Raw genomic sequence first — 25,403 nt, 5'->3', positions numbered from 1 at the left:
TCATAAGGCTGCCGGCGCTGCGATACATTAAGGACTTTCATGACCGCTCCGCTGCGCCTCATATTTGCCGGCACACCCGAATTTGCCGCCGCTCACCTCGACACTTTACTGGCAGGCCCCCACACAGTAGTGGCCTGCTACACACAGCCCGACCGCCCTGCCGGGCGCGGCAAAAAACTCAAGCCCAGCCCGGTTAAAGAGCGCGCCTTAGCCGCCGAGCTGCCCGTACACCAACCGCTGAGTTTAAAAGGCGCCGACGAACAAGCCCTGCTGGCCGAGTACCATGCCGATGTTATGGTCGTCGTGGCCTATGGCTTGCTGTTGCCCAAAGCGGTGCTCGACACACCGCGACTTGGCTGCATCAATGTCCACGCGTCTTTACTGCCGCGCTGGCGCGGCGCTGCACCCATTCAGCGCGCGATCGAGGCCGGTGACACCGAGTCCGGGGTCACCATTATGCAAATGGATGTGGGGCTTGATACCGGTGCCATGCTGACAAAAGTCAGTTGTCCCCTAAGCGCAGACGACACCGGCAGCAGTCTGCACGATAAGCTGCTCGCACTGGGCAGCCCGGCGCTTACCGACACTTTGGCGCAACTGGCCAGTGGCACCGCACAGCCAGACGCTCAAGACGACGCGCACAGCAATTACGCCCCCAAAATCACCAAAGCCGAGGCTGAGCTCGATTGGCGCCAAAGCGCTGCAGAGCTCGAGCGCAAAGTGCGCGCTTTTAACCCGTTCCCAATCGCATTTTGTCGCCCCGAAAACACCCCAGACACCCGTATTCGGGTGTGGCAAGCGAGCCTGGGCCCGGCCACTAACGCCCCGGCCGGCACTATTACCGACATCGCGAACGATTACATTCGTGTCGCCTGCGGCACCGGCTCACTGCAGTTAACCCACCTGCAACTGCCGGGTAAACGCGCGCTGGCGGTGGCCGACATACTGCGCGGCAACGCCCACTTATTCCGCATCGGCGAGCGTTTTGCCCAGCCTGAGGTAGACCTTTGAAACCGCGGGTCGCCGCCGCCCGCGCCCTAGCCGAGCTACTGCGCGGCAAGGGCTCGCTCTCGAGTGCACTTCCCGTCTGGCAAAGTAAAGTGGCTGAAGCCGACCGGGCACTGGTGCAACAGCTTTGCTATGGCACTATGCGCTACTACCCCAGGCTGAACGCCTACCTTGGGCAACTGCTCGATAAACCCCTGCGCAGTAAAGACAGCGATATAACCGCGTTATTGTTACTGGGTTTGTACCAGCTGGAATACACCCGCATTCCCGATCATGCCGCCACTGGCGAAACGGTTGCCGTGGCTCGGGTGTTAAAAAAGCCGTGGGCCACCAAACTGGTGAACGGCGTACTGCGGCGTTTTCAGCGCGGCGCCGACACCTTGCGCGAGGCTCTGGCCAATGACGCGGAATTTAATACCTCGCACCCGCGCTGGCTACTGGACGCCTACACTAAGGCGTGGCCTGACGCTATCGACCAGATCGTCACGGCCAACAACGCCCATCCACCGTTTACTTTAAGGCTCGACCTAAACCAGTGCTCGCGCGACGATTACCTTACGCAACTCAAGGCCGAGGCGGTCGCGGCCCAGCCTTGCCAGTACAGCGACGCAGGCATCACTCTGGATGAGGCCTGCAACCCCACCGGCTTGCCGGGCTTTAATGCCGGCCTTTTAAGCGTACAAGATGAGGCGGCACAACTGGCCGCGCCATTGTTGCGGTTATCGCCCGGTCTGCGAGTACTGGACGCCTGCGCGGCACCCGGCGGCAAGACTGGCCATATACTGCAAAGCCAGCCGGGACTAAGCGAGGTCGTCGCGCTCGATCTGGAAGAGCGGCGCCTCACCCGCGTCGCCGAAAACCTGACCCGACTGCAGGTTAACGCCACAACCATCGCGGGCGACGGCACGCGCCCCCAAGATTGGTGGGACGGCCAAGTCTTTGACCGGATCTTGCTGGATGCGCCCTGCTCAGCGAGCGGCATTGTGCGACGCCACAGCGATATCAAGCTGCTGCGCACGCCGGATGACATTGCGCGTTTAGCCGCATTGCAAGGTGAGCTACTGGATGCGTTATGGCCCACACTGGCGGTGGGCGGCCTTTTACTGTACGCCACTTGCTCGGCCCTGCCGGCCGAAAACCGCGATGTTATCAGTGCCTTTTTAGCGCGCACCACCAGCGCCAGCGAAGATCCAATCGAGGCCGCTTGGGGACATCCCCAAAGCAACGGGCGGCAGCTGCTGCCACAACAAGATGGTCACGATGGGTTTTACTACGCCCGACTGATAAAAAGCGGCCCGGCGTAGCCAAGTGGCGCTCAAAAGCGGTAAAGTTTGCGCTGCGGCAGCTGACCCGCAGCAATCGTCACAAAGAAACCTGGCAGGTTTATGAAAATTATTATTCTCGGTGCGGGGCAAGTGGGTGCAAGCTTGGCGGAAAACCTCGCCAGCGAGTCAAACGACATCACCATCATCGACAACAACGGTGCCCGCCTGCGCGAGTTGCGTGACAGGCTAGACATCGGTGTAGTCACCGGCTCTGGCTCTCACCCGGACATCTTAGTCCAGGCTGGCGTCGAAGACGCCGATATGCTGGTGGCGGTTACCAACAACGACGAAACCAACATGATCTCCTGCCAGGTCGCGCACAGTTTGTTTCGCACCCCCACCAAAATCGCCCGCGTTCGCGCCACCGCTTACCTCACCAATAACAAGCTGTTCTGCAACGATGCCATTCCCATCGATGTGTTAATCAGCCCCGAGCAGTTGGTGTCCGATTACATATTCCGCCTAATCGAAACCCCCGGTGCCCTGCAGGTGCTGGATTTTGCCGAAGGTAAGGTGCAGTTGGTGGCGGTTAAGGCCTACCACGGCGGCCCGTTGATTGGCCAAGAACTGCGCTTTTTGCGCGAGCATATGCCCTCAGTGGACACCCGGGTCGCGGCGATTTATCGCCGAGGACGGGCCATTATGCCTACCGGTTCGACGGTAATCGAAGCTGATGACGAGGTTTTCTTTCTCGCGGGCAAAAACGATATTCGCGCTGTTATCAGCGAGTTGCGCCGCATGGAAACCGCCTACAAGCGCATCATGATTGCCGGCGGCGGCAATATCGGGATGCGTTTGGCACGCAAACTCGAGGGCCGTTACAACGTCCGGGTGATCGAGCACAACAAAAAACGGGCGGCGCATTTATCCGAACATTTAGAGCGCGCCATTGTGTTGGAGGGCAGCGCTTCCGACCAAGAGCTGTTACGCGACGAGAACATCGAAGACACCGATGTATTTTTAGCGCTAACCAACGACGATGAAGCCAATATTATGTCGTCCATGTTGGCCAAGCGGCTGGGCGCCCGCAAAGTCATGGCGCTAATCAACAACCCCGCCTATGTAGACTTAGTACAAGGGGGCGATATCGATATTGCCATCTCACCGCAAACCACCACCATTGGTAGCCTGCTTACCCACGTGCGCCGAGGCGACATGGTAAGTGTGTACTCACTAAGGCGCGGTGCTGCGGAGGCCATCGAACTTATTGCCCACGGCGACAAAAATTCATCCAAAGTGGTCGGTCGTGCCCTCGAGGATATCGACCTTCCCCAAGGTGCCAACATCGGTGCCATTGTGCGCGATACCGACTCTGGCAGCGAAGTTATTATTGCCCACGACGACGTGGTGGTTAAATCGGGCGATCACGTGATTGTGTTTCTACTCAACAAAAAGCACATTCGCGATATCGAAAAGCTCTTTCAAGTGGGCTTTACCTTCTTCTAACCGGCGCAGACACATGATCCAGACTCAACAGTACGCTACAACACTCGCGGAGCAAGCATGCATTTTGCGGTAATTGCGCGCGTGCTAGGCGTGCTGTTGATGATTTTTAGTATGACGCTGCTGCTGCCCATCGTGGTGAGCTTGTGGTTTAACGACCACAACTACATGACGTTTCTGTGGGGCTTTGCCGTGGCCTTTAGCGCCGGGGTGGCAATCTGGCTGCCGGTGTATCGCTCTAAGGCCGATTTACGCACCCGCGATGGCTTTTTGATTACCGCGCTCTTTTGGTTAGTACTGGCCACCTTCGGGGCGGTACCCCTATTTTTCTCCAACGGTTTAGACCTCTCCGTCACCGATGCTTTTTTTGAGTCGGTCTCGGGTTTAACCACCACCGGGGCCACGGTGATTACCGGGCTCGACACTCTGCCGCCGTCAATTCTATTCTACCGCCAGCAACTGCAATGGTTTGGTGGTATCGGTATTATTGTAATCGCCGTCGCCATTTTACCTATGCTCGGCATCGGCGGCATGCAGCTGTACCGCGCCGAGGCGCCCGGCCCGGTCAAAGACAATAAGCTTACCCCGCGCATTACCGAAACCGCCAAAGCGCTGTTTACCATGTATTTAGTGTTTACTTTTAGTTGCGCACTGGCCTACAAAATTGCCGGCATGAACTGGTTTGAAGCGATTTGCCACGCATTTTCTACCATTGCCAACGGCGGCTTCTCAACCCACGATGCCAGTATCCTGCACTATGAATCCCCCGCCATTATGATGATTTGCACGGTGTTTATGCTGATCGCCGGGGTTAACTTTGCCCTACACTTTTTTGTTTGGCGGGAAAAATCCATCACCCATTATGTCGCCGATGCGGAGCTGAAGTTTTATTTAACCTGGATTGTGATCGGCTCGGTGATTACCGTCGCCTATTTAGCCAGCTCTAAAACCTTCTCGTTGCACGACAGCTTTTATCTCGGCATCTTTAACTTTGTCTCCACCATGACCACCGCCGGCTTTGCCAGCAACTACTCCAGCTTTCCCAGCTTTTTGCCCTATTTGCTGTTTTTATTCGCCTTTTTAGGGGGTTGCGCTGGCTCCACCGGCGGTGGCATGAAAAACATCCGGGTCCTGTTGCTGTACAAACAGGGCATGCGAGAGATTCACCGGCTAATCCACCCCAATGCCGTTATCTCGGTTAAAGTTGGCAAAATCACCGTACCGGATCGTGTTATCGAGGCCGTTTGGGGCTTTTTTGCCATGTATGTGGTGTCATTTGCCGCGATGTTTATGGTGCTAATGGCCACCGGATTAGATTTGCGCACGGCTTTCTCAGCCGTGGGTGCCTGTATCACCAATTTAGGCCCAGGCATGGGCGAAGTCGCCGCGCACTATGGCGACATTAACAGTCCCGCCAAATGGGTACTGTGCTTTGCCATGCTGCTGGGGCGGTTAGAAGTCTTTACCTTATTGGTATTACTGACGCCCGCGTTCTGGCGCCGCTAAAACGTTTCCCGTTGCTGTTCACTGCACTGAATGACTCGCCCAAACTACTGGCAACAAGCGAGGCCATTCACAGGCCTCGCGCCCAAAAACTATTAACAAAAAGATAACAATAACAAAATACTATCAAACCCATAACCATAGCTAATTTCAATAAAAAAATAAAACCCAATAGTATATTCCTCGTACCCAGCAACTTTAGCTGACACTTTTACCGAGGAGATACTATGAGCCGTTACATCGACAGCCAACTTAAACCCTTTAACGCCAAGGCTTACCAAAATGGCGAATTTATCGATATTAGCGATAAAGACGTTCTGGGTAAGTGGAGTGTGTTTTTCTTCTATCCCGCCGACTTTACCTTTGTTTGCCCCACTGAGCTGAGCGACTTGGCGGATCACTACGACGTGTTTAAGCAGTTGGGCGTCGAGGTTTACTCGGTTTCCACCGATACGCACTTTACCCACAAAGCCTGGCACGACTCATCAGAGGCGATTGGTACGATTCAATACCCCATGCTTGGCGACCCAACCGGCACCCTGACCCGCAACTTTGGGGTAATGATTGAGGAGGAAGGCATCGCCGATCGCGGCACGTTTGTGGTCGATCCAGAAGGCCGGGTGCAAATCGTCGAGATTACCGCCGGCGGTATTGGCCGCGACGCCAACGAACTGCTGCGCAAGATCAAAGCCGCGCAATACATCGCCGCCAACCCCGGCGAAGTCTGCCCCGCCAAGTGGAAAGAAGGCGCCGAAACCCTGACACCATCGCTGGATTTAATCGGCAAAATCTAAATCGGCGGCCAAAGATTAAACCGGCCAGCTGGCCGGTTTAACTCTGAACGACAAAACAGCACCCGACTTATTACAGGACACTCCAATGTTAGACGCCAATGTAAAACAACAACTGGATAGCTACTTACAGAAAATCGTCAAACCGATTGCACTTAGTGTCTCCAGTGGTAACTCAAACAAAGCACAAGAGCTCAACACACTCGCGCGCGAAATTGCCGAGCTCTCTGACAATATTCACGTCACCGAACAAAACGCCGAGCGCAGCCCCAGCCTAGCGATCGGCCCCGCCAATCACGCAGCGCGGGTCGCGTTTGCCGGCATACCAATGGGCCACGAGTTCACCTCGCTTGTCTTGGCCTTACTACAAGCTGGTGGTCATCCATCAAAGGCGGACCCTGAATTACTGCAACAAATTCGCGAACTCGAGGGTGATTACCACTTCGAGACTTACATTTCACTGTCGTGCCAAAACTGTCCCGACGTGGTGCAAGCACTAAACCTGATGGCGAACCTCAACCCCAACATTAGCCACGTGATGATCGACGGCGCCCTGTTTCAGGACGAAGTGGAGCAGCGGCAGATCATGGCCGTGCCCGCCGTGTATCTAAATGGCGAATCATTCGGCCAAGGGCGGATGAGCCTGGCCGAAATTGTGCAAAAGCTCGACACCAGTAGCGCCGACCAAAAAGCCACGGCGCTCGCCCACAAAGACCCTTACGACTTACTGGTCGTAGGCGGCGGTCCAGCCGGCGCCGCAGCCGCTATTTACGCTGCCCGTAAAGGCATACGCACCGGCTTAGTGGCCGAGCGTTTTGGCGGACAAGTAATGGACACAGTCGGGATCGAAAATTTTATTTCCGTGCCTTACACCGAAGGCCCGAAGCTGGCGGCAAGCTTAGAACAGCACGTTAAAGAATACGGCGTCGATATTATTACCGAGCAACGCGCCACCGGCATCCAACGGCGCGAACAAGTCGAGCTGCAACTGCAAAGCGGTGCGAGCTTAACCAGCCGCTCCGTAATATTGGCCACCGGCGCGCGCTGGCGCGAACTGGGGGTACCCGGCGAGCAAGAATACCGCACTCGCGGCGTGGCTTACTGCCCCCACTGCGACGGGCCATTCTTTAAAGGTAAGCACGTGGCGGTTATCGGCGGCGGCAACTCCGGTATTGAGGCCGCTATCGATTTAGCCGGTATTGTAACCAAAGTAACCGTGTTGGAATTTGGCGACGCGCTGCGCGCCGATGAGGTGCTGCAACGCAAAGCGCGCTCCATGCCCAATATCAGCATTATCACCAATGCTCAGACGACTGAAATTACGGGTGATGGTAAAAAGGTCACAGGGATTAGGTATATCGATCGCCATTTAAGCCGTAAAGCATCGCAAACCCTAGAGGTTGCGGGAGTGTTTGTGCAAATCGGGCTCGTGCCTAATACCGAGTGGCTGCAAGAGAGCGATATCGCGCGCAATCGTCAGGGCGAAATTGAGATAGACGCCAACGGCGCGACCTCAATGGCAGGCGTATTCGCCGCCGGCGATGTAACGACTGTGCCTTACAAGCAAATTATTATCTCGATGGGAGCCGGTGCAACCGCAGCGCTAAGTGCCTTTGACCACTTAATTCGCGAATCGGTGGAAGAAGACACAGGGCCTGCACTGGCACAAGTCGCTAACGGTTAAGGGGTTTAAGGCCGGGAAAACCCGGCCATCTAATCAGAGGCACGACTAAAGCGTGATACTGCGCCCAGGTTTTTCGCGTTAAATCGCTTTTTTGCAGATTATCGCGCCATAAAATACTGCCTCGACTTTTACTCTCACAATTTCGGTCTATATTCATACAAACGTCTTAGCCAGTTACTAAGCTGTGCTACGTTAACTGTACTCTCGCGTATAGCGAGAACGTCCGGTAATGACCACTTTATGGATAACGACCCCAACCACGCCGCTAGGTTAACACCTGTGCGGTACAAAGCCTGTGAAGCTCTATTGTGGAGTGTCGGGTTATTGCTGCTTAGCTACAGCTTGCTGTCAGTGACTGGTCGCAGCTACGCGGCCGATCGTGATGTGGCGCAATTTTTGGCATCCGCTAAAAACAACCAAGAAGCAAACCTTTTGGCGAGTAGCCCCGCGCAACAATCAACCCCCGCTGCCCAAGGCAACATTAACAACAGTATGGCTCTGCCAAATAATGTGGATACCAGCTTGTGGAGCAAGACGCGCATTGAACAATACCAAGAGGTTAAAAACGATGGCGACGCCGCTATCGCCGTATTACAAATTGACAAACTAAACATCTCGGCACCAGTGTACGTAGGCGCCAGCCACCACAACCTCAACCGCGGTATATCGTGGCTAAATAAAACCGCACCTCTCGGCAGCCAAGGTAACGCGGCCTTGGCCGGTCATCGCGATAGTTTTTTTCGCGGTTTAAAAGATATTGCTGTGGGCGACAAAATAAAAGTCACCACCTCTGACGGCCCGCGCGACTATACCGTCAGTAACCTACAAATTGTCGATCCGTCTCATGTAGAGGTGCTCGCACCTACTGAGCACGCTCAAATTACATTGATCACCTGCTACCCCTTTTACTTTGTTGGAAGTGCGCCGCAGCGATTTATTGTTACGGCCACGGAAGACTCTTTGGCGCAACTACATTAAGGAAAATACTATGAAGACATCTACACTGATCAAAACTACCGTTCTAGGCGTTGCTATTGCCGCTAGCTCCTCGGCGATGGCAAAAGAGTGCTCAGAAGTCAGCTGGAAGCCTGGAGTACTTTCAGCCTATCCACAAATTGCCGAGGCGTGTCAGGGTATTCACGAGCGCAACGGCAAAGAGTACGTTGAACTACACGCTAAGTTTGTACGCTCAGTGGGCGACCAAGTGCGTATTAAGTTTGAGCATCAAGACGGTGACTACGGTGAGACCTTTCAAACCAAAAACTTGCCAAAAGATTTTAAAATAGATCTCGAGGGGCGCGAGCGCAGTATTCACGATTTAAATCGCGACTCGACGATGCAAGTGTTTATCCCGACCGATCGCTTCGCATTAGTCGCCGACTTAGATGACAGCGACGAGCTAGATCGTGCCGCCATGGCAAGCACCAGCTACACCGAGCTGCCTTCAACCGGCTCTAGCTTGCCACTGATCGCATTGCTCGGCAGTCTTGCTTGCTCCTTGGGGCTCGCGCTGACAGCCATGCGTCGTCGCCGTTCAGCTAAGCAGTAACCGCGCAACAGGGGCGGTTACACTAATAACCGCCCAGCTTTTATGTTCAGTCGCTCTCTTACTGTCGGTCTGGTTACCGACACTTATCAGCAACAACGAGCTCAGCATCACAATGCCTTTACACCACAGTATTAATTATCTCGAAATCCCCTCAGAAAATTTATCTGCAAGCAAAGTCTTTTTTGAAACCGTTTTTCATTGGCAATTCACCGACTATGGCGATGAATATACCGCTTTTCATAACGACTCCATAGCTGGCGGCTTTTATCGCTCCAGTACACCAAGCCGTACCAAGTCGGGGGCGGCCTTGATCGTATTTTTTAGTAAAAATCTAGAGCAATCACTGGCCGATGTAACACAAGCCTGCGGGCAGATATCACAGGATATTTTTGCTTTTCCCGGAGGCCGCCGGTTTCATTTTATCGAACCGGGCGGGAGCGAATTTGCGGTTTGGTCCGAAGTATGAGCCTTAACACATTAGCGTTTATCACCCTAAGCCTGATGCTATGGCTTAGCGGTTGCGGAGAAGCTAACCACACAGCGACTGGGTCAACCGGCGTTGACGCTCTGTATCAAGCTTGGCAACAGCAGCGCAGTAATATTCAAGTCAGTGGCAGCGGTATCGTTACGCGAGTGCTGTCTGACGATATCAAAGGCTCGCGACATCAACGATTTATTCTAAAAATTAGTGGACAGCAAACTCTGCTGATTGCCCACAATATTGATCTGGCACCGCGTTTAGCCAATCTGCGCAAGGGCGACACCGTGGAGTTTAACGGCGAATACGAGTGGAATACGCAAGGCGGCGTTGTCCACTGGACACATAAAGATCCTCAGGGCCGCCACCCAAATGGCTGGCTTCGCCACCACGGCCAGCAGTATTGGTAGCAATGCAAACCCCTCCCTAATGGCTTGGCACAATTGTTGTACTGTTTATGGCATTTAGCGGTTATCACTTTTGATAACCGCGCCTTTAACTAACGATGGCCAACCATGCACTTACACGCTCCTCGCTTAAAACCTTCTCTTAAATGGCTTGGGCTAACGCTCGCTGCGCTTTTGGTCATCTTGTACATACTGGCCCCTTTTATTATCAAACATTACCTTAACTTCCGGGTATTGAACGATATGGGCTCTTATAGCGGCCATGTTGAAGATGTAGATTTGGGTATTATCGATGGCGAATACTTATTAAAAGACCTAGTAATAAAACGTGATACCGAAAAAAACCCGGTGGACTTCTTTACCGTGGAAACTTTCGCCATTGCCCTTAGCTGGGAGGGTCTGCGCCACGGTGAGGTTCTCACCCGTGTAAAATTGACAAAACCCGAGCTGACTTTTCTCGATGCCAACAAAAAAGAGGACCAACAAACCGGTGAAGGGACCAACTGGTTAAGCGTATTTGAAGAGATTTTACCGGTCACCTTGCACAAACTGGTGATTCACGATGGCATTATTCGTTTTCAAAACCTCGACACCACCCCTACCGTTAATATTGCGGTTGAAGAGATTGACGCCGAACTGACCAATCTCACCAACGTTAAAGACGCCGACGGCCGACGAGTGGCCAGTGCCACACTCACCGGCCAACTGTTTGGTGATAGTCCACTAACGGCCAAAGCTGACTTTGATCCCTTTGATTTTAATGATTTTGAGTTTGCCGCCGACGCCAAAAATGTTCGGATAAACCGCTTAAATGATTTTGCCAGAGCTTATGCCAATATCGATTTTAAATCCGGTCACGGGCAGATATTTGCCGAGATCAGTGCCCGCGACCGCGAATTAAACGGCTACATTAAACCGCTGTTTGAAGACATTAATATCGCCAGCTGGCAACAGGATGTGGAACAGCAGGGCGACAATCCTTTGCAGTTATTGTGGGAAGCCGGATGGGGGTTAATCAGTGCGCTTATTACCAATATCGAAAGCGATAAAGTCGCCACGCAAATCGATATAAAAGGCTCACTGGAAGACACTGATATTAGTTCTTGGCAGGCTGTACTGGGAGTACTGCACAACGCATTTATCGATGCACTGCATTCGCGCTACGACAAAATAACACCTTTGACCGATGACACGCCCGACGACGCTGAAAAAACCGATGCCGACGATACATAAAGCGGCGACCATACACTTTTTATAGCAGCGTCTCGGCGGCAAAGTGCTCTTTAACGTAATTAACTCGACTTAGGGCATCGGGAAACTGCTTTTCTTTTAAGGTTTCGATATGACGCAAGCGCGGCAATAAACCCCGGCCATTGGCCACCTGAATCGCCAAGCCTGGGCGAGCATTTAACTCCAACAGCTCTGGGCCTCGGTTGGCATCCAGCACCAAATCAGCACCAACATAACCAAGCCCGGTCATCTCGTAACAGCGTGCGGCCAACAACAACATACCGTGCCAGTCAGCAATGTTAATATCGCTCAGGGCGCGCTTGGTATCCGGGTGTTCATAGATAGGCCGGCCAAACTGTACGGCGTTTAAACTGCGTCCGGTGGCCAAATCCAAACCCACGCCCACCGCACCTTGGTGCAAATTTGCCTTGCCATCTGAAGCGTGGGTGGCCAAGCGCAACATCGCCATAACAGGAAACCCGCGAAACACAACTATGCGTATATCGGGCACGCCTTCAAATGAAAAGCCATCAAAGCAAGTGTCAAACTCAATCAAATCTTCGATCAACACTTCGTCGCTTGAGCCACCCAGCGAATAAAGCCCAGCCAAGGTATTACTTAGGTGACGACGAATATCCGCCAACGTAATCACCGCGCCAGAGGACTTAACAAAATCGTCACCATCGCGGCCGGTGATTACCCATATACCTTTACCACCCGAGCCTTTGGCCGGCTTGATGGCAAAACCATTCAGGTTTTTTAGCAGATTGCCAACATGAGAAATCTGGTGTTGCTCGCGAATAGTAAAACGCAACTGCGGCGTCGCCAATTGATACTCTTCGGCCAACAATTTAGTTTTTAATTTGTTGTCGACCAATGGGTACAAACGGCGGTCATTGTAGCGGCCAATAAAATCTCGGTTGCGGCAGTTCATGCCCAACATACCTAAGCGCTTTAGTTTACCCGGGCTAATTAACATCAGTCATCGGCCCGCATAGATTGAAAGCGATACAACTCGGATAGCTTGTAGCCGGTGTACTGCCCCATCACCAAAATTAACGCCAGAATCACTAAGTTCAACTCGGGGAAATTAAAGCTCAAGTGGTTAATGACCTCAACGCTCATTAGCAAGTACGCCAGTATCGCGACTAACAAACTACCGCCACCCTGGGTAAGTACTTCGCGCACACCCTCTTCTTCCCACAGAATGCTCATGCGCTCAATCGTCCAGGCAATAATAATCATGGGGAAGAAAGTAATCGTAATACCGGCATTAAAACCGAGTCGGTAACCGACCAGCGACAACACACTAATCAGGAAGATCACCAACACAATCAGGGCCGCAATACGGGCCACCAACAGCAAATTCAAATAAGATAGATAGCTACGCAGCAGTAAACCTAAACCCACAATCAACACAAAACTGATTAATCCGGGCACAAGCGAGGTCTGCAAAAAGGCCAACGAGATCAAAATGGGCATAAAGGTGCCAGCGGTTTGTAAGCCCACTACCACGCGCATAAATACCACAACAAACGCGCCAAGGGGCAACAAAAACAGCAGCTTAAACATGCCCTGCTCTTCAATTGGCAAACTGTAAACGCCAAGTAAGCTAAAGACGTTATCGCTAAACTGAGTTTTTGACAGCGCCATAGCCGGCACGGTTTGCCGAATCATGGAAAAACTTAACCGCGAGTTCTCACCACCAATAACATCTAGCTGGGCGGCTTCACCGCGCGACCACAGCAGTAGGTTTTCGGGCAAGCCCTGCTCCCCTGTATTGGCATTAATCACCACCCAGCCATTATCGGTAAACACTTCGACCATGGGGGTTAAGCTTTGTCGGCGCCGGGCGTCCTCAAGGTACAACCCCATTACGGTGCGCGCCGCCACGCCCGATTGGTTAAGCAAGTTAACCAGCAGGTCGGCACGATCCGGCTCGGCGGCGAGTAACAACTCGGCATTTTGATCGGGTGAGCTGTTCAGCAGCTTTAATATTTCGCGGGCCGTACTGGCTGGTGTCGTCGAGCGTGAACGGGCACCGCGCAATAGCTCGCGAGCAGCCGTCGCTTGTGGTTCATCCCAAAAAACTTCGCTGACTTTGGGGGCTAAGTCGTCGCCCAACGCTAGATCGCTGGCATTGCGTGTTACCGGCAAATACTGGGCGTTGTAGTACAGGGTTTGGTAGCCTCCGGCACTGCGGCGGGTCCACTCGGCACGGCGATTGTTGTTGTCGTTAAGGACCGCAAAACCATAACCCGAGGACGCCGCTTGCTCGCGAATTAACCGAAACCCCGGAGTTTCATCCGGCAGATCCAGTCGCACCGTGGTTTCGCCACCTTGGGCAAAAAAATCGATACGCGCCTCAATGAGCCATACCGGTTTTTGCTCGCCAGGCATTAGCGGAACATCGGTTTCTATATGACGTAACCACGCCGTACCAAAGCCTGCCACTAACAGTGCCAATATCAATAAGTAAAACGGCAAACGCTGCATCTTCATGGCGTCTCACCTTGCTCTGCCGGTACCGGCGCCAAATTATTACGACCTACATCGACAATCATCACATCGCGCAGCGCAAGCCGGCCCAGTAGTACCGGATATTCGTTCGTACTGCGATCAGCCAAAATAAACTCGCCTTGTTGGGACACACGACCGAGCGTAAACCGCATGCTGATGACCGGGCGTTTTTTGCCCTCGCCATTGCCGGCGGGCAAACTCGCCATGCGTGTTAACTTGCGCTCGATCTCTTGTGGTTCACCCCCCTTGGACTGCACCACAAAACGCACCCAGTCTTCGCTGTTGCGTTCAAACGGCTGAACATCCCGAGCATCAAGCACGGCTGTCGCAATGCCGGTATCGATCCGCGCGTCGAGGGTCATACCCAAGCCATCAAAACGAACCTGCTCAACCGCGCCCACTAACTGCTTCGAGGCGGCATCCCGACCCTCGCGCGGCGACGATGTCGCCGGTGGCTCAGCAATATAAGTCACTTCAGGGCAGTTGAGCGGCTCAGTTTGTGGCGCCTGAGTTTGAGTCACGTTCAGTTGCTGCAAAACTTCATCAACACGCAAGGACAGCTGCTGTTGTTGAACCAGTAACTGCTGATGGTTTTGATCAGCCATAGCCGCACACTGGCTCACGGTGTCCAGTTGCGCGGTTTTGACTACGCGGTAATTACTGGCACAACCAACGGCAAGCAGGGCCACTAAACTCAGCAATACAGCTGGATAACGTCGATACATCTTTATAACCTGCATAATTTAAAACGAGCTCAGCTCACTGTTATTTAAGGTCTAACCTTAGTTACCTTTAGGGTGCCCCTAGTAAGGCTCCCCTTGTTCGCGTCCTTTAAACCTTTTGTACTCCCACTGATACTGCGCCGGTGCGCTAGCGACAGCGCTGGCGACCGTGCGATTCAGGGCCGCCACTGACTCATGGACATCGCTGCTGTAAACAGCCTCGTCACAGCGCGTTGCCACCACCTCGAATCCGCCCCTGACCCGCAGTACGTAAATCAATAAAACGTCGCACTCACTGCGTTGCAACATGCTGTGTAACAACGTCATGGTTAACGCTTGCTCACCCATAAACGGCACCTCAATACCGCCTTTACCCACATCGGGTACTTGGTCGGGCAGGATAGCAGCCAATTGACCCGCCCGCAGGGCTTTTGTCAACGCCGCCACCCCCCGTCCGGTGGTGGGGGCCAAGGTGGTGCCCGGGCGATGCCGAACACGTTGCAAATATTGATGCAGGGCCTCACCCTTGGGCGGCTGATACAACATAGCCACCTGTTCATACAGGGTCAGTATGGCGGGCAACACTTCCCAGTTGCCCAAGTGAGGCGTCAAAACGATCACTCCGCGTTTTTTGGCCAAGGCTTCGCGAAGCAAGTCACTGCCGTGAAAGGCCTTTACCCGGTGGCGGATCCAGGCGTCCGAGCGGCGCCAAACGACTGGGATCTCAGCGCCGGTCCGACCGGCCTCCAGCAGGCTCTGACGCGCCAGTTTACGGCGCTCGCGGTCGCTCAGCTCGCTATAACAGAGCGCTAGGTTGGTCTCTGTCACCCGGGCGGCACGCGAACCCGTGTACCACATTAGCCCACCGACGCCCGCGCCCAAAGCGCGGGCCATCCATAGCGGCAGGCTCCCCACCACTTTAAGTAGCATCAATATCACGGTGTCTTTCAAGTGCCGCAACCCCACAGCAGTAAAAATCGTGGTGAAGCTTACCGGAAATTGCGCAAAAACGAAAAGCGCTTACACCCACTTAAGTGCATAATCGCGTCACTTTACCGGCTAATTTGCCCCCAATAGCCCGCACTTTGCGGTTGCACCATACCAATAGGCCAGTACTGACGCTATAATTCGCCCCTTTGCGTGGTCCAGACAGTCTCAATGGCTTTATTGTCTTAAGATTCTCATCCTAATCACGCGAGCCACATGCACTTGCCCGGAGGCAAAACACCGTGTCCGAACGACCAAAAGCTGATGTTAGTACGTTTCAGGGGCTCATCCTCGCCCTGCAAGAATATTGGGCCCGCCAGGGCTGCGTTATTCTGCAACCGCTGGATATGGAAGTGGGGGCGGGAACCTTTCACCCGGCAACCTTCCTGCGCGCCATCGGCCCCGAAACCTGGCACAGCGCCTACGTTCAGCCCTGCCGCCGCCCCACAGATGGCCGCTACGGCGAAAACCCCAACCGGTTGCAGCATTATTACCAGTTTCAGGTAGTACTCAAGCCATCGCCCGACAACATTCAAGACCTCTACCTAGAGTCGCTGCGCGAGCTGGGCATAGACACTAACGTGCACGACGTCCGCTTTGTTGAAGACAACTGGGAATCCCCCACATTGGGCGCCTGGGGCCTTGGTTGGGAGGTGTGGCTCAACGGTATGGAGGTGACTCAGTTCACCTACTTCCAGCAGGTGGGCGGCATTGAATGCTACCCAGTGACGGGCGAAATCACGTACGGCCTTGAGCGCATCGCCATGTACCTGCAGGGTGTCGACTCAATCTTTGATCTAACCTGGACCATCAGCCCCGACGGCAAAAAAGTCTCTTACGGCGATGTGTTTCACCAAAACGAAGTCGAGATGTCGACCTACAACTTTGAACACGCCGATGTCGAGTTTCTGTTTCAGACCTTTGACGTTTGCGAGCGCGAGAGCCAACGCCTGGTAGACGCCGGCCTCGCTCTGCCCGCCTATGAAATGGTTATGAAAGCCTCACACGCGTTTAACCTACTGGATGCCCGCCACGCCATTTCGGTTACCGAGCGCCAGCGCTTTATTCTGCGGGTTCGTACCTTGGCGCGCGCGGTGGCCCAAGCCTATTTTGATGCCCGTAAAGCCCTGGGCTTTCCGCTTGCAGCGGACGATTTGCGCGCGGAGTTATTAGCCGGGGAGGAGAAATAAGATGTCTCGTGATTTTTTATTAGAGCTGGGCACCGAAGAGCTGCCCCCCACAGCCCTGAAAAACCTCTTGGCCGCACTCGCCAACGGCGTTAAAGCTGGGCTGGATGAGGCCGGATTGGCCTACAGCAACATCAATAGCTACGCCTCGCCTCGCCGTTTAGCGTTAGTGGTAGGGCAACTGGCCGAGGCCACCCCGGTACGCCAGGTGACGAACTGGGGGCCGCCGGCTCAAGTGGCATTTGCTGCCGACGGCAAGCCGACGCGCGCCGCCGAAGCCTTTGCCAAGAAAAACGGCCTAGAGATCGATCAGCTCAAAACCGAAAACGACGGCAAGGCCGACAAACTTGTGGCCCATCAACAAGCCGGTGGCGAACCCGCCGTCGAGCTCTTAGCAGGCATTGTTAACGACTCTTTAGCCAAGTTACCCATCCCTAAACGGATGCGCTGGGGGGCAAAACGTACTGAGTTTGTTCGCCCGGCACACTGGTTGGTGATGCTCTACGGCAGCGATGTGATAGACGCCCAAGTGCTCGGCCTAAACGCCGGGCGCGAAAGCCGCGGCCATCGCTTCCATCACAATCAAGCGGTGAGCATTAACTCTGCTGCCGACTATGTGACCACCATGCTTAACGCTTACGTGCAAGTCGATATGGCGGCGCGCCGAGCGTTAATTATAGAGCAAGTCAATCGCGAAGCCGCCGCCATCGACGGCACTGCGGTTATCAGCGAAGAGCTGCTGGACGAAGTCACCGCTCTGGTTGAGTGGCCCGTCGCCTTAACCGGCCGTTTTGAAGAGCGCTTTTTGGAGGTTCCCGCCGAGGCGTTGATCTCTTCGATGGCTGAGCACCAAAAATACTTTCACGTGGTCGACCACGACGGCCAGCTTAAGCCCTACTTTATTACCGTAGCCAATATCGAATCGAAAGATCCCGCGCAAGTCATCGATGGCAACGAGCGCGTGATTCGCCCGCGACTTTCTGACGCTGCCTTCTTTTTTGAGACCGATAAAAAACACAGCTTAGAATCGCAACGCCAACGTTTAGGCTCCATTGTGTTTCAAGCTAAGCTCGGCAGCATTTTAGATAAAACCGACCGCATCGCCGCGCTCGCGGCCAGCATTGCCAGCGACATTGGCGCCGATGCAACTAAAGCCAAACGCGCTGGCGAGTTATCAAAAGTTGACCTGGTTACCGAGATGGTGCTGGAGTTCGATAAAATGCAGGGGATTGCCGGCTACTATTACGCCTTAAACGACGGCGAAGACCCAGAGGTCGCCAACGCGCTTAAAGAGCAGTACCTGCCAAAATACGCCGGCGATGAACTACCTCACACCGTCACAGGTACGCTGATAGCATTGGCCGACCGCCTCGACACCATCGTCGGTATCTTTGGTATCGGGCAAAAGCCTACCGGCTCCAAAGATCCTTTCGCACTGCGCCGTGCAAGTTTAGGGGCTTTGCGCTTGATGGTCGAAAAAGACATCAATTTAGATTTGCGCGAGCTGTTAACGCGCGCCGCCCGCAATCACGGCGACAGCATTAAAGACGCCGAAAATGCGGTAGAAGAATCGTTGGCTTACATGCTGGATCGCTTTCGCGCCTGGTATGAAGAAGATCAAATTGCCACCGAGGTTTACTTAGCGGTAGCCGCTAAAAAGCTGAGCCACCCGGTAGATATAAACACTCGGGTACTAGCGGTAGACGCTTTTGCGCAACTGCCTGAAGCGCAAGCGTTAGCGGCGGCCAATAAACGCGTATCCAATATATTAAGCAAGCTCGATAGCGCTCCGGCCACCGAAGTAAAACCCGAGCTACTTAAAGAGCCTGCCGAGCAACAATTGGCAGAGGCTGTAGCCGACAAAGCTCAGCGAGTCGAGCCACTGTTTACCGAGCGTCGCTATGCCGATGCCCTGGCTGAACTGGCCACCTTGCGCGCCGCCGTGGACACCTTTTTTGATGACGTCATGGTCATGGCCGACGACGAGGCCTTAAAAAATAACCGTCTCGCTCTGCTCGCGCAGTTGCGCGGTTTATTTTTACAGGTGGCCGACATTTCAGCGCTGGCACCGACAAAAGGGTAATAGCAATGAAACTGGTGATTCTCGATCGCGACGGCGTTATCAATCAAGACACCGGTGATTACGTCCGCAGCGCGGAGCAATGGCAACCACTACCCGGCAGTATTGAGGCAATCGCCCGCCTGTATAAGGCGGGTTTTACTGTGGTGGTGGCAACCAATCAGTCGGGGTTAGCGAGGGGCTATTTCGATCTCGACGACCTTGAGGCAATGCACGCCAAACTCACTCAGTTAGTCGAGGCGCAAGAGGCCGAGCTGGGTGCGATTTTTTACTGCCCACACGGCCCCGACGATAGCTGTAAATGTCGCAAACCTTTGCCCGGCTTGGTGGATGCCATCGAGGCGGTGTTCAATACCAGCGCCGAGGGCTGTACGTTTGTCGGCGATAGTTTGCGCGACTTGCAAACCGGGCTCGCCAAAGGCTGCCGGTTAATGTTGGTAGAAACCGGCAACGGCGCTACCACCCGCACACAACTGGAACACTCGCCCGGTGCTGAGGCCGAATTTAGCCTTGGCGGGCACGCGGTGACTATTGTGGCCGATTTAGCCGCAGCCGCTGAGTTAATTATTGAACAGGACGTCTGATGTTGCTGTACCTGCGCACTTTATTGTTTAACACCGGTTATTACAGCTCGGGGATTATTGGCGGCACAGTTAGCCTACTGCTGTGGCCCTTTTTGCCTTACCCGCTGCGTTGGCGCGCAGTGACCTTGTGGAACCGGTTTGTAATGTGGTGGCTAAAAGTTACCTGCAATATCCGCATAAAAGTAATCGACCAGCGCCAATATAAAAATCACCCAGTGGTGATTATGGCCAAACACCAAAGCACTTGGGAAACACTGTTTTTACAGTATCACTTAGCCCCGGTGAGTGTTATTTTAAAGAAAGAGTTATTGCGAATCCCTTTTTTTGGGTGGGGCTTGGCATCAATGCGGCCCATTGCGATTGATCGCAGCAACCGTATGCAAGCGCTTAAAGATGTAAAAATTAAAAGCATCGAGCGCTTAAAACAAGGGATCAGTGTATTGGTGTTTCCCGAGGGCACACGCATTGGTTTAGGCAAAATCGGCAACTACGCGCGCAGCGGTGCCGATATCGCCTGCAGTACCGGTACACCGATTATTCCCGTCGCGCACAATGCCGCCGAGTGCTGGCCGCATAAGCATTTTTTAAAATACCCGGGTGAGATTTCTATTGTGATTGGCGATGCGATTCCCACCGAGGGGCGCGATCGCAAAACACTGACTGAAGAGTTAAAAAATTGGATAGAGCAGCAAATCGAACAATTGCCGATCGCCCGCGACGACGGTAGATACGCCCCGTGGCAACAGCAAAAAAACACCCCTAAAGCGTCGGACTCCCCGACGGAATAATCACGCGGCGCCGCCAGCGAGGGTACTCTGTCTGCAGTAACTCGCGCGCCCAACTACCGTACCAGTCGTGATCGGCCGCCAGAGCATTGACCTCGTAAGGCTTTACAGTGCGACCATTTGCAGCGCCCACCAACGGTTTACTGGTCGCAATGGTATATTCCCGTGCCCAAACCGCTTTACGCGGTAGCGCAACCCGCGAATACGCAGGCAACCAGCCCGGCCGTTTAGCGCCAGAGCGTAACTGCGCCTGTTGCAAGGTGTTGCGGCTAAACCAATCGGCAGCGCCGGTTACCGCACGCACTACCTCAGCGGGGGGCCGCTCAATTTGCATAAAATAACGGGTAATCCGTACGCTTACCTCAGGGTCTAACGCGGCGACTACCTCGGCGCTTGCGGCTGTCGGTTGCGATGTTTTTAAATCGTAAGCGCCAGCCCAAATGCTGGCGCGACTGTCGTGTGCTTGCTGCAGGCGCAATAATAACTGATCGCCTTTACGCACGCTGTCGGCTGCCTCGCGACGCATATCAAACGGGACATAACCATAAGGCATCTCTCCTCCTGCCACACGCCGTAAAAATCTAAGGGCAGTAACGGTGGCGCGGGTATCAATGGTCGCCATCTCATCTGTCGCTGACTGGGCTTGTTGGCTCCAACCGCCGTTGTACAACTGGGCGCTCATGACCAACCGAAACGCTTTTTTAGCGCTATCGCGGTAGCGCACATCGCCCGTTTGCAAATAGACATGAGATAGATAAAAAATTTGCGGAATAATATTGGCGTTAGCAAAACTAGCATCGCGCGCATTTTGGTCTTTTAAAAACTGTAAGCGCTGATCGCCGGTAAGCTTGCGGAAAGGGTTAATATTCGCTGGCCAGCCGCCGTTGTTGCGCTGCATTAACAACAGGTTGTCAGCTATCGCCAGAATTTGGTCTTGACTGTAAAGGTCGACCTTCTCGTCACTATGAGTTCGTTGCCAAAACTCAAGTACTCGGGCGAAGCCATCCGTCGCCACCGGGCGATACACCGGGGGCTGATGGCTACAGGCGCCCAGCGTCAGAAGCAAAATAAGACAAGTGATACGGGTATGAATCAAAGCTGCGCTCAATAAGGTTGGCATAGCGAGAATATAAGTTGCGCGATATTGTAACTCAACAGCGGCGCCTCGGGACACACGATGCACGATTATCCGTGAGTGGCAGGCTGATCTGTTACCGCGCAGTTACGTCCAATGCCTTTGGCTTGATAGAGCAGCTCATCGGCACGGTGTAAGCTTTGCTCAAAGGTCTCATCCGGCCGCCACTGTACTGCACCCACACTGGCACTGACCGATAGCGGCTGTTCGGCACTAAAACATTCCTCCGAGAAAATTCGCGTGCGGATTTTATCGGCCAAGGTGTAAATTTCGCTGGCATCGATATCACAGGCGACTATTAAAAACTCCTCTCCGCCCCAGCGGGCCACTAAGTCTCCAGCGCGGGTATTATCATTCAAAATATTCGCGATATGAATTAATACCTTATCGCCTTGGTTGTGACCACGGCGGTCGTTGATTCGCTTAAAATGATCGATATCGAGCAAGAGCAATGCGACCGGCATATCTCTGTGATGAGTCAGCGTATCGAGCGACAGCTCCAGACCATAGCGGTTGAGTAGCCCGGTAAGCTTATCGCGCTGCGCCATATCCCGTAGGTTATCCGCTTGATCTCGCAGTTGTTTATGGCGCGACTGCAACCAACGATAGCGACGCTCGCTACCCTTGGCGCGCCGAGCGTAGTAAACCGACTGGATAAGCAAAAAACCAAAACCACCCACAAGCCACACTCCGATCACCCACCGGTACCAAAGCTCAGCCGCAACCCAGGGGCCCTGCAGTTGCATCCTGACAATTTCCAAATCGTGCTCGCCCACCGGCAGGTTACTGCCAAAGTTAGCGCCTATTAAGGTAATGTTGGTAAATTCAGGCTTAATATATTGCCGGGGAATATCGTGGGATTCCAACCACCAATCGGCCACACGAAACTCATCTAAACCAATCACCAACTCGGGGTCAATATCTTCGGTGCGAACATTAAAAACAATGTACTGCGCACTGTCGCCATTATCGGGAGTACTGTAAGCGGGGTTGTAGTTTCGCATAAAAATGGACAGGCGCGGCTTAGTGGAGTTTACCGTCATCACCAGGCGCAGCTCGTCAAACGCTGCGATATCAATTCCGCTGATATAATCCTCGCTTAGCGCCAAATTAAAGCCGCAATAATGCGATGGTTTATCGGCTACCCGGCTGCAGCGAAAAGCGTTTTTTTCATAGTCTAACCACTCTACCCGTGTACCGCCGCCGGTATCTGAGTCACCGTAAATAAAACGCGTCGCATTGGTATCAGGCAGGAGGGTGTGCACACGTGGAGGTATAAACTGATGGCCAACCACTGCAAGCAGTGTCAGTAGTAAAGCGGCAAACAACAACCACCGGGGAAACGTTTCAGCTAAACGTTGTGTACTCACAAACAGCGTATCCGTTGTGTCGTCGATAGTAAGGCAGCTTACCGCAACATTTGGTTTTTTAGAACCTGCGCTAGCGTGACAGACTCTGCTTATTATCAATAAAAAAACACAACACGGCCCGACAGGAAACCGTATTGTGCTTTATATTTAGCCCATTTAAGCAGACAATGCCACTTGCGAGCCTGGAGCTGCGCTCGCTACCGAGCGATTGACACCATTAATTAAAGCTTTAATCGCCGCCGCCACAATACTGCCATCGCGCCCCACACCAAACACTGGATCATTTGAGCCGAAGCGCAATTCAATATAGCTCACCGCATCACCCTTAGCGCCACCACCACTAATCGCGTGCTCGTGATAATCGATGACGACCATCGGCTCATCAACCAAAGGCTGTAAAGCGGCTACCGCCGCCGCGACCGGACCACTGCCCTGCCCCTTAAGGCGCTGTGCTTTTCCGGCAATGCTTACCTCCAGCGCCATGGACACTTCATCATCACGGCTATGCTGCTCGTTATGGTGGTAGCTAACTGGCTCGCTCAGCTGTAAGTACTCCCGTTCAAACAGGGCAAAGATATCCGCACTAGTCACCTCTTTGCCGGTTTTATCGGTGTGCGCCTGAACGATACGACTAAATTCAATTTGTAGGCGCCGGGGTATATCTAACCCAAACTCTTGCAACAAAAGAAAACTAATACCACCCTTACCCGATTGGCTATTGACCCGCACGACAGACTCGTAAGAGCGGCCGAGGTCGGCCGGATCTACCGGCAAGTAAGGTACTCGCCAAACGTCCCCCTCTTGGCGCTGGGCAAAACCTTTTTTAATGGCGTCTTGGTGTGAGCCCGAAAACGCCGTGAAAACTAATTCGCCCGCATAGGGGTGGCGCGGGTGCACCGGCAGCTGGTTACAATGCTCGACCAATTGACGCACCTGATCGATCTGACCAAAATCGAGACCTGGATCGACGCCTTGGGTGTATAAATTGAGTGCTAAGGTCACCAAATCCACGTTGCCGGTGCGCTCGCCGTTGCCAAACAAGCAGCCCTCTACGCGATCGGCGCCGGCCATAACGGCCAACTCGGCCGCCGCTACCGCAGTGCCGCGGTCATTATGCGGATGCACGCTTAAGACAATGCTATCGCGTCGTTCGAGGTTGCGGTGCATCCACTCAATTTGATCGGCGTAAGTATTGGGCGTCGCCATCTCCACTGTTGCTGGCAGGTTAACAATCATTTTGTGGCCGGGGCTTGGCTGCCAAATAGCAGACACGGCATCAACCACCTCTTTGGCAAACGCCAGCTCAGTACCCGAAAAAACCTCGGGTGAGTACTGGTAGACCCACTCGGTATCGGGGTAACGTGCGGTCGCCTGTTGCACCCAGCGGGTGCCCTGCTCGGCAATGGCTTTAACACCGGCCTGATCGGTGCGGTAAACGATCTCGCGAAAATCCGGCGCCGTGGGGTTATACATATGCACAATTGCTCGCCGCGCGCCTGCCAACGACTCCACCGTTCGGTCGATTAACTCCTGCCGCGCTTGCGTTAACACCTCAATCGTCACGTCATCGGGTATGTGGTTATCCTCAATTAGCAGTCTCACCAAGTCAAAATCGGCTTGCGACGCCGAGGGAAAGCCCACCTCTATTTCCTTAAAGCCCATCGCTACCAGCGCCTGGAAAAACTTCAGCTTGGTCGCCACCGACATAGGATCAATCAGCGCCTGGTTGCCGTCGCGCAGGTCAGTGCTCATCCATACCGGGGGCTGGGTAATGGTGTTGTTCGGCCACTGGCGATCGCGTAAAACGACCGGAGCAAAGGCGCGATATTTAGTGTGTGGCTGCTTTAACATGGTCTTCTCCGACGCGTTATAAGGTTTTCGGGGTGGGCGGCGATCACTCCAAGTAGGGGTCTCCCACTTTTGCTACTCACCAGAGCTTATGGCCCTTTGCGACAAATAGCGCACCTGACTTGTGGTCGGTTGCGCCTCGTCCACCCGTAAACACAGTATAGATACCCGCAAGCGGCAGATGATTGCCAAAATAACGTTATATTTACATTTATTAGCATATTGTTGCGCTATAGTTGCCTCTCTGAGAATTTTAATAGGAATGTGTTTGTGGCCACGCAACTCGATCGATATGACGGAATGATTCTTGAGCGCCTGCAACGGGACGGACGAATTTCCAACCAAGAGCTGGCGGACGCGATTAGTCTGTCACCGTCCCCCTGCCTACGCCGCGTGCGGCAGCTGGAAGAAGACGGCTTAATTGACGGTTATGTCGCCCTTATCAACGCCCGTAAGTTAGGGCTCAACCTCACCGCGCTAATCCAAATAAGTATGGACCGGCATACCCCCGAGCGCTTTGAGAACTTTGAAACCACCATCGCCGCTTACCCCGAAGTGTTAGAGTGTCACCTGATTACCGGGCAATCGGCGGACTATCAAATTAAAGTGATTGTTGAAGATATGGACGCCTTTCAGCAGTTTCTGCTTAATAAGCTAACGCGAATTGACGGTGTTACCGGAGTACAATCGTCTTTTGTACTCAAGTCGCCGATCCGCACGACGGCACTGCCTATTTCGCACAAAGCGTAAATCACCATACACCGATA

General features: G+C 53.6%; 23 protein-coding genes. 16 read left to right on the top strand and 7 right to left on the bottom strand.

The window, feature by feature from the left end; translation table 11 throughout:
• The first annotated feature begins 39 nt into the window (after window positions 1-39).
• The 11 genes from fmt to ACGHAD_RS00115 all read left to right on the top strand — a co-directional run bounded on the left by fmt (window position 40) and on the right by ACGHAD_RS00115 (window position 11,421).
• Window positions 40-1,011: a methionyl-tRNA formyltransferase gene (fmt, locus tag ACGHAD_RS00165; RefSeq protein ID WP_382414233.1), complete on the top strand. Its 972-nt coding sequence runs from the start codon at window positions 40-42 to the stop codon at window positions 1,009-1,011.
• On the top strand, window positions 1,008-2,312 hold the full coding sequence (gene rsmB, locus ACGHAD_RS00160; RefSeq protein WP_382414235.1) for a 16S rRNA (cytosine(967)-C(5))-methyltransferase RsmB: 1,305 nt from the start codon (window positions 1,008-1,010) through the stop codon (window positions 2,310-2,312). The genes fmt and rsmB overlap by 4 nt, the downstream gene beginning before the upstream one ends.
• An 81-nt stretch (window positions 2,313-2,393) precedes the next feature.
• Window positions 2,394-3,779, top strand: coding sequence for a Trk system potassium transporter TrkA (gene trkA / locus ACGHAD_RS00155; protein ID WP_339617788.1), 1,386 nt, complete (start codon window positions 2,394-2,396; stop codon window positions 3,777-3,779).
• A 57-nt stretch (window positions 3,780-3,836) separates the two neighbouring features.
• The gene (locus ACGHAD_RS00150; RefSeq protein ID WP_339617787.1) at window positions 3,837-5,282 is read left to right on the top strand and encodes a TrkH family potassium uptake protein; all 1,446 of its coding nucleotides are present in this window, start codon (window positions 3,837-3,839) and stop codon (window positions 5,280-5,282) included.
• Between the two features lie 224 nt (window positions 5,283-5,506).
• A complete protein-coding gene (gene ahpC, locus ACGHAD_RS00145) occupies window positions 5,507-6,073 on the top strand; it encodes an alkyl hydroperoxide reductase subunit C (RefSeq protein ID WP_339617786.1) in 567 nt (188 codons plus the stop codon).
• A gap of 85 nt (window positions 6,074-6,158) precedes the next feature.
• The gene (ahpF, locus tag ACGHAD_RS00140; RefSeq protein WP_382414236.1) at window positions 6,159-7,754 is read left to right on the top strand and encodes an alkyl hydroperoxide reductase subunit F; all 1,596 of its coding nucleotides are present in this window, start codon (window positions 6,159-6,161) and stop codon (window positions 7,752-7,754) included.
• 240 nt (window positions 7,755-7,994) lie between these two features.
• The gene (locus ACGHAD_RS00135; protein WP_382414238.1) at window positions 7,995-8,732 is read left to right on the top strand and encodes a class D sortase; all 738 of its coding nucleotides are present in this window, start codon (window positions 7,995-7,997) and stop codon (window positions 8,730-8,732) included.
• Between the two features lie 10 nt (window positions 8,733-8,742).
• On the top strand, window positions 8,743-9,303 hold the full coding sequence (locus ACGHAD_RS00130) for an LPXTG cell wall anchor domain-containing protein (RefSeq protein WP_339617783.1): 561 nt from the start codon (window positions 8,743-8,745) through the stop codon (window positions 9,301-9,303).
• Window positions 9,304-9,415: 112 nt separating this feature from the next.
• Entirely contained in the window at window positions 9,416-9,769 is a 354-nt protein-coding gene (locus ACGHAD_RS00125; protein WP_382414240.1) for a VOC family protein, read from the top strand.
• The gene (locus ACGHAD_RS00120; RefSeq protein WP_382414242.1) at window positions 9,766-10,191 is read left to right on the top strand and encodes a DUF3465 domain-containing protein; all 426 of its coding nucleotides are present in this window, start codon (window positions 9,766-9,768) and stop codon (window positions 10,189-10,191) included. The genes ACGHAD_RS00125 and ACGHAD_RS00120 overlap by 4 nt, the downstream gene beginning before the upstream one ends.
• 105 nt (window positions 10,192-10,296) lie before the next feature.
• The gene (locus ACGHAD_RS00115; RefSeq protein WP_382414244.1) at window positions 10,297-11,421 is read left to right on the top strand and encodes a DUF748 domain-containing protein; all 1,125 of its coding nucleotides are present in this window, start codon (window positions 10,297-10,299) and stop codon (window positions 11,419-11,421) included.
• Window positions 11,422-11,440: 19 nt separating this feature from the next.
• On the opposite strand, the gene ACGHAD_RS00110 is transcribed toward ACGHAD_RS00115, so the two are convergent.
• The 4 genes from ACGHAD_RS00110 to ACGHAD_RS00095 form a co-directional block, all read right to left on the bottom strand.
• Window positions 11,441-12,397 (bottom strand): alpha-L-glutamate ligase-like protein, encoded by a 957-nt coding sequence (locus tag ACGHAD_RS00110; protein WP_339617780.1) that lies wholly within the window; start codon window positions 12,395-12,397, stop codon window positions 11,441-11,443.
• Window positions 12,397-13,920, bottom strand: a complete 1,524-nt coding sequence (locus tag ACGHAD_RS00105) for a UUP1 family membrane protein (RefSeq protein WP_339617779.1) — start codon at window positions 13,918-13,920, stop codon at window positions 12,397-12,399. Before ACGHAD_RS00105 ends, ACGHAD_RS00110 begins: the two co-directional genes overlap by 1 nt.
• Window positions 13,917-14,663, bottom strand: coding sequence for an ATP-dependent zinc protease (locus ACGHAD_RS00100; RefSeq protein WP_382414246.1), 747 nt, complete (start codon window positions 14,661-14,663; stop codon window positions 13,917-13,919). The genes ACGHAD_RS00105 and ACGHAD_RS00100 overlap by 4 nt, the downstream gene beginning before the upstream one ends.
• A gap of 78 nt (window positions 14,664-14,741) precedes the next feature.
• Window positions 14,742-15,611 (bottom strand): lysophospholipid acyltransferase family protein, encoded by an 870-nt coding sequence (locus tag ACGHAD_RS00095; RefSeq protein ID WP_382414248.1) that lies wholly within the window; start codon window positions 15,609-15,611, stop codon window positions 14,742-14,744.
• Window positions 15,612-15,889: 278 nt separating this feature from the next.
• Between ACGHAD_RS00095 and glyQ the strand changes: the two genes are divergently transcribed.
• The 4 genes from glyQ to ACGHAD_RS00075 are packed head-to-tail and all read left to right on the top strand — an operon-like array spanning window position 15,890 to window position 20,286.
• The gene (gene glyQ / locus ACGHAD_RS00090; protein ID WP_339617775.1) at window positions 15,890-16,837 is read left to right on the top strand and encodes a glycine--tRNA ligase subunit alpha; all 948 of its coding nucleotides are present in this window, start codon (window positions 15,890-15,892) and stop codon (window positions 16,835-16,837) included.
• 1 nt (window position 16,838) lies between these two features.
• Window positions 16,839-18,917, top strand: coding sequence for a glycine--tRNA ligase subunit beta (gene glyS, locus ACGHAD_RS00085; protein WP_382414250.1), 2,079 nt, complete (start codon window positions 16,839-16,841; stop codon window positions 18,915-18,917).
• 5 nt (window positions 18,918-18,922) lie between these two features.
• Window positions 18,923-19,498 carry a D-glycero-beta-D-manno-heptose 1,7-bisphosphate 7-phosphatase gene (gene gmhB / locus ACGHAD_RS00080; protein ID WP_339617773.1) on the top strand — a complete coding sequence of 192 codons (576 nt, stop codon included), beginning with the start codon at window positions 18,923-18,925 and terminating at the stop codon, window positions 19,496-19,498.
• Window positions 19,498-20,286 carry a lysophospholipid acyltransferase family protein gene (locus ACGHAD_RS00075; protein WP_382414253.1) on the top strand — a complete coding sequence of 263 codons (789 nt, stop codon included), beginning with the start codon at window positions 19,498-19,500 and terminating at the stop codon, window positions 20,284-20,286. Before gmhB ends, ACGHAD_RS00075 begins: the two co-directional genes overlap by 1 nt.
• Here ACGHAD_RS00075 and ACGHAD_RS00070 read toward each other — a convergent pair.
• The 3 genes from ACGHAD_RS00070 to leuA all read right to left on the bottom strand — a co-directional run bounded on the left by ACGHAD_RS00070 (window position 20,258) and on the right by leuA (window position 24,639).
• A complete protein-coding gene (locus ACGHAD_RS00070) occupies window positions 20,258-21,379 on the bottom strand; it encodes a pectate lyase (protein ID WP_382414255.1) in 1,122 nt (373 codons plus the stop codon). The genes ACGHAD_RS00075 and ACGHAD_RS00070 overlap by 29 nt on opposite strands.
• An 89-nt stretch (window positions 21,380-21,468) precedes the next feature.
• The gene (locus tag ACGHAD_RS00065; RefSeq protein ID WP_382414257.1) at window positions 21,469-22,788 is read right to left on the bottom strand and encodes a GGDEF domain-containing protein; all 1,320 of its coding nucleotides are present in this window, start codon (window positions 22,786-22,788) and stop codon (window positions 21,469-21,471) included.
• A gap of 156 nt (window positions 22,789-22,944) precedes the next feature.
• A complete protein-coding gene (gene leuA / locus ACGHAD_RS00060) occupies window positions 22,945-24,639 on the bottom strand; it encodes a 2-isopropylmalate synthase (RefSeq protein WP_339617769.1) in 1,695 nt (564 codons plus the stop codon).
• Window positions 24,640-24,906: 267 nt separating this feature from the next.
• On the opposite strand from leuA, the gene ACGHAD_RS00055 reads away from it, so the two are divergent.
• On the top strand, window positions 24,907-25,386 hold the full coding sequence (locus tag ACGHAD_RS00055) for an Lrp/AsnC family transcriptional regulator (RefSeq protein ID WP_339617768.1): 480 nt from the start codon (window positions 24,907-24,909) through the stop codon (window positions 25,384-25,386).
• Window positions 25,387-25,403: the final 17 nt, after the last annotated feature.

The sequence above is a fragment of the Gilvimarinus japonicus genome (assembly GCF_042847215.1).
Taxonomy (GTDB): domain Bacteria; phylum Pseudomonadota; class Gammaproteobacteria; order Pseudomonadales; family Cellvibrionaceae; genus Gilvimarinus; species Gilvimarinus japonicus.
Note: the sequence above shows the minus strand (reverse complement) of the source record. Positions and strands in the feature narration are given on the sequence as shown.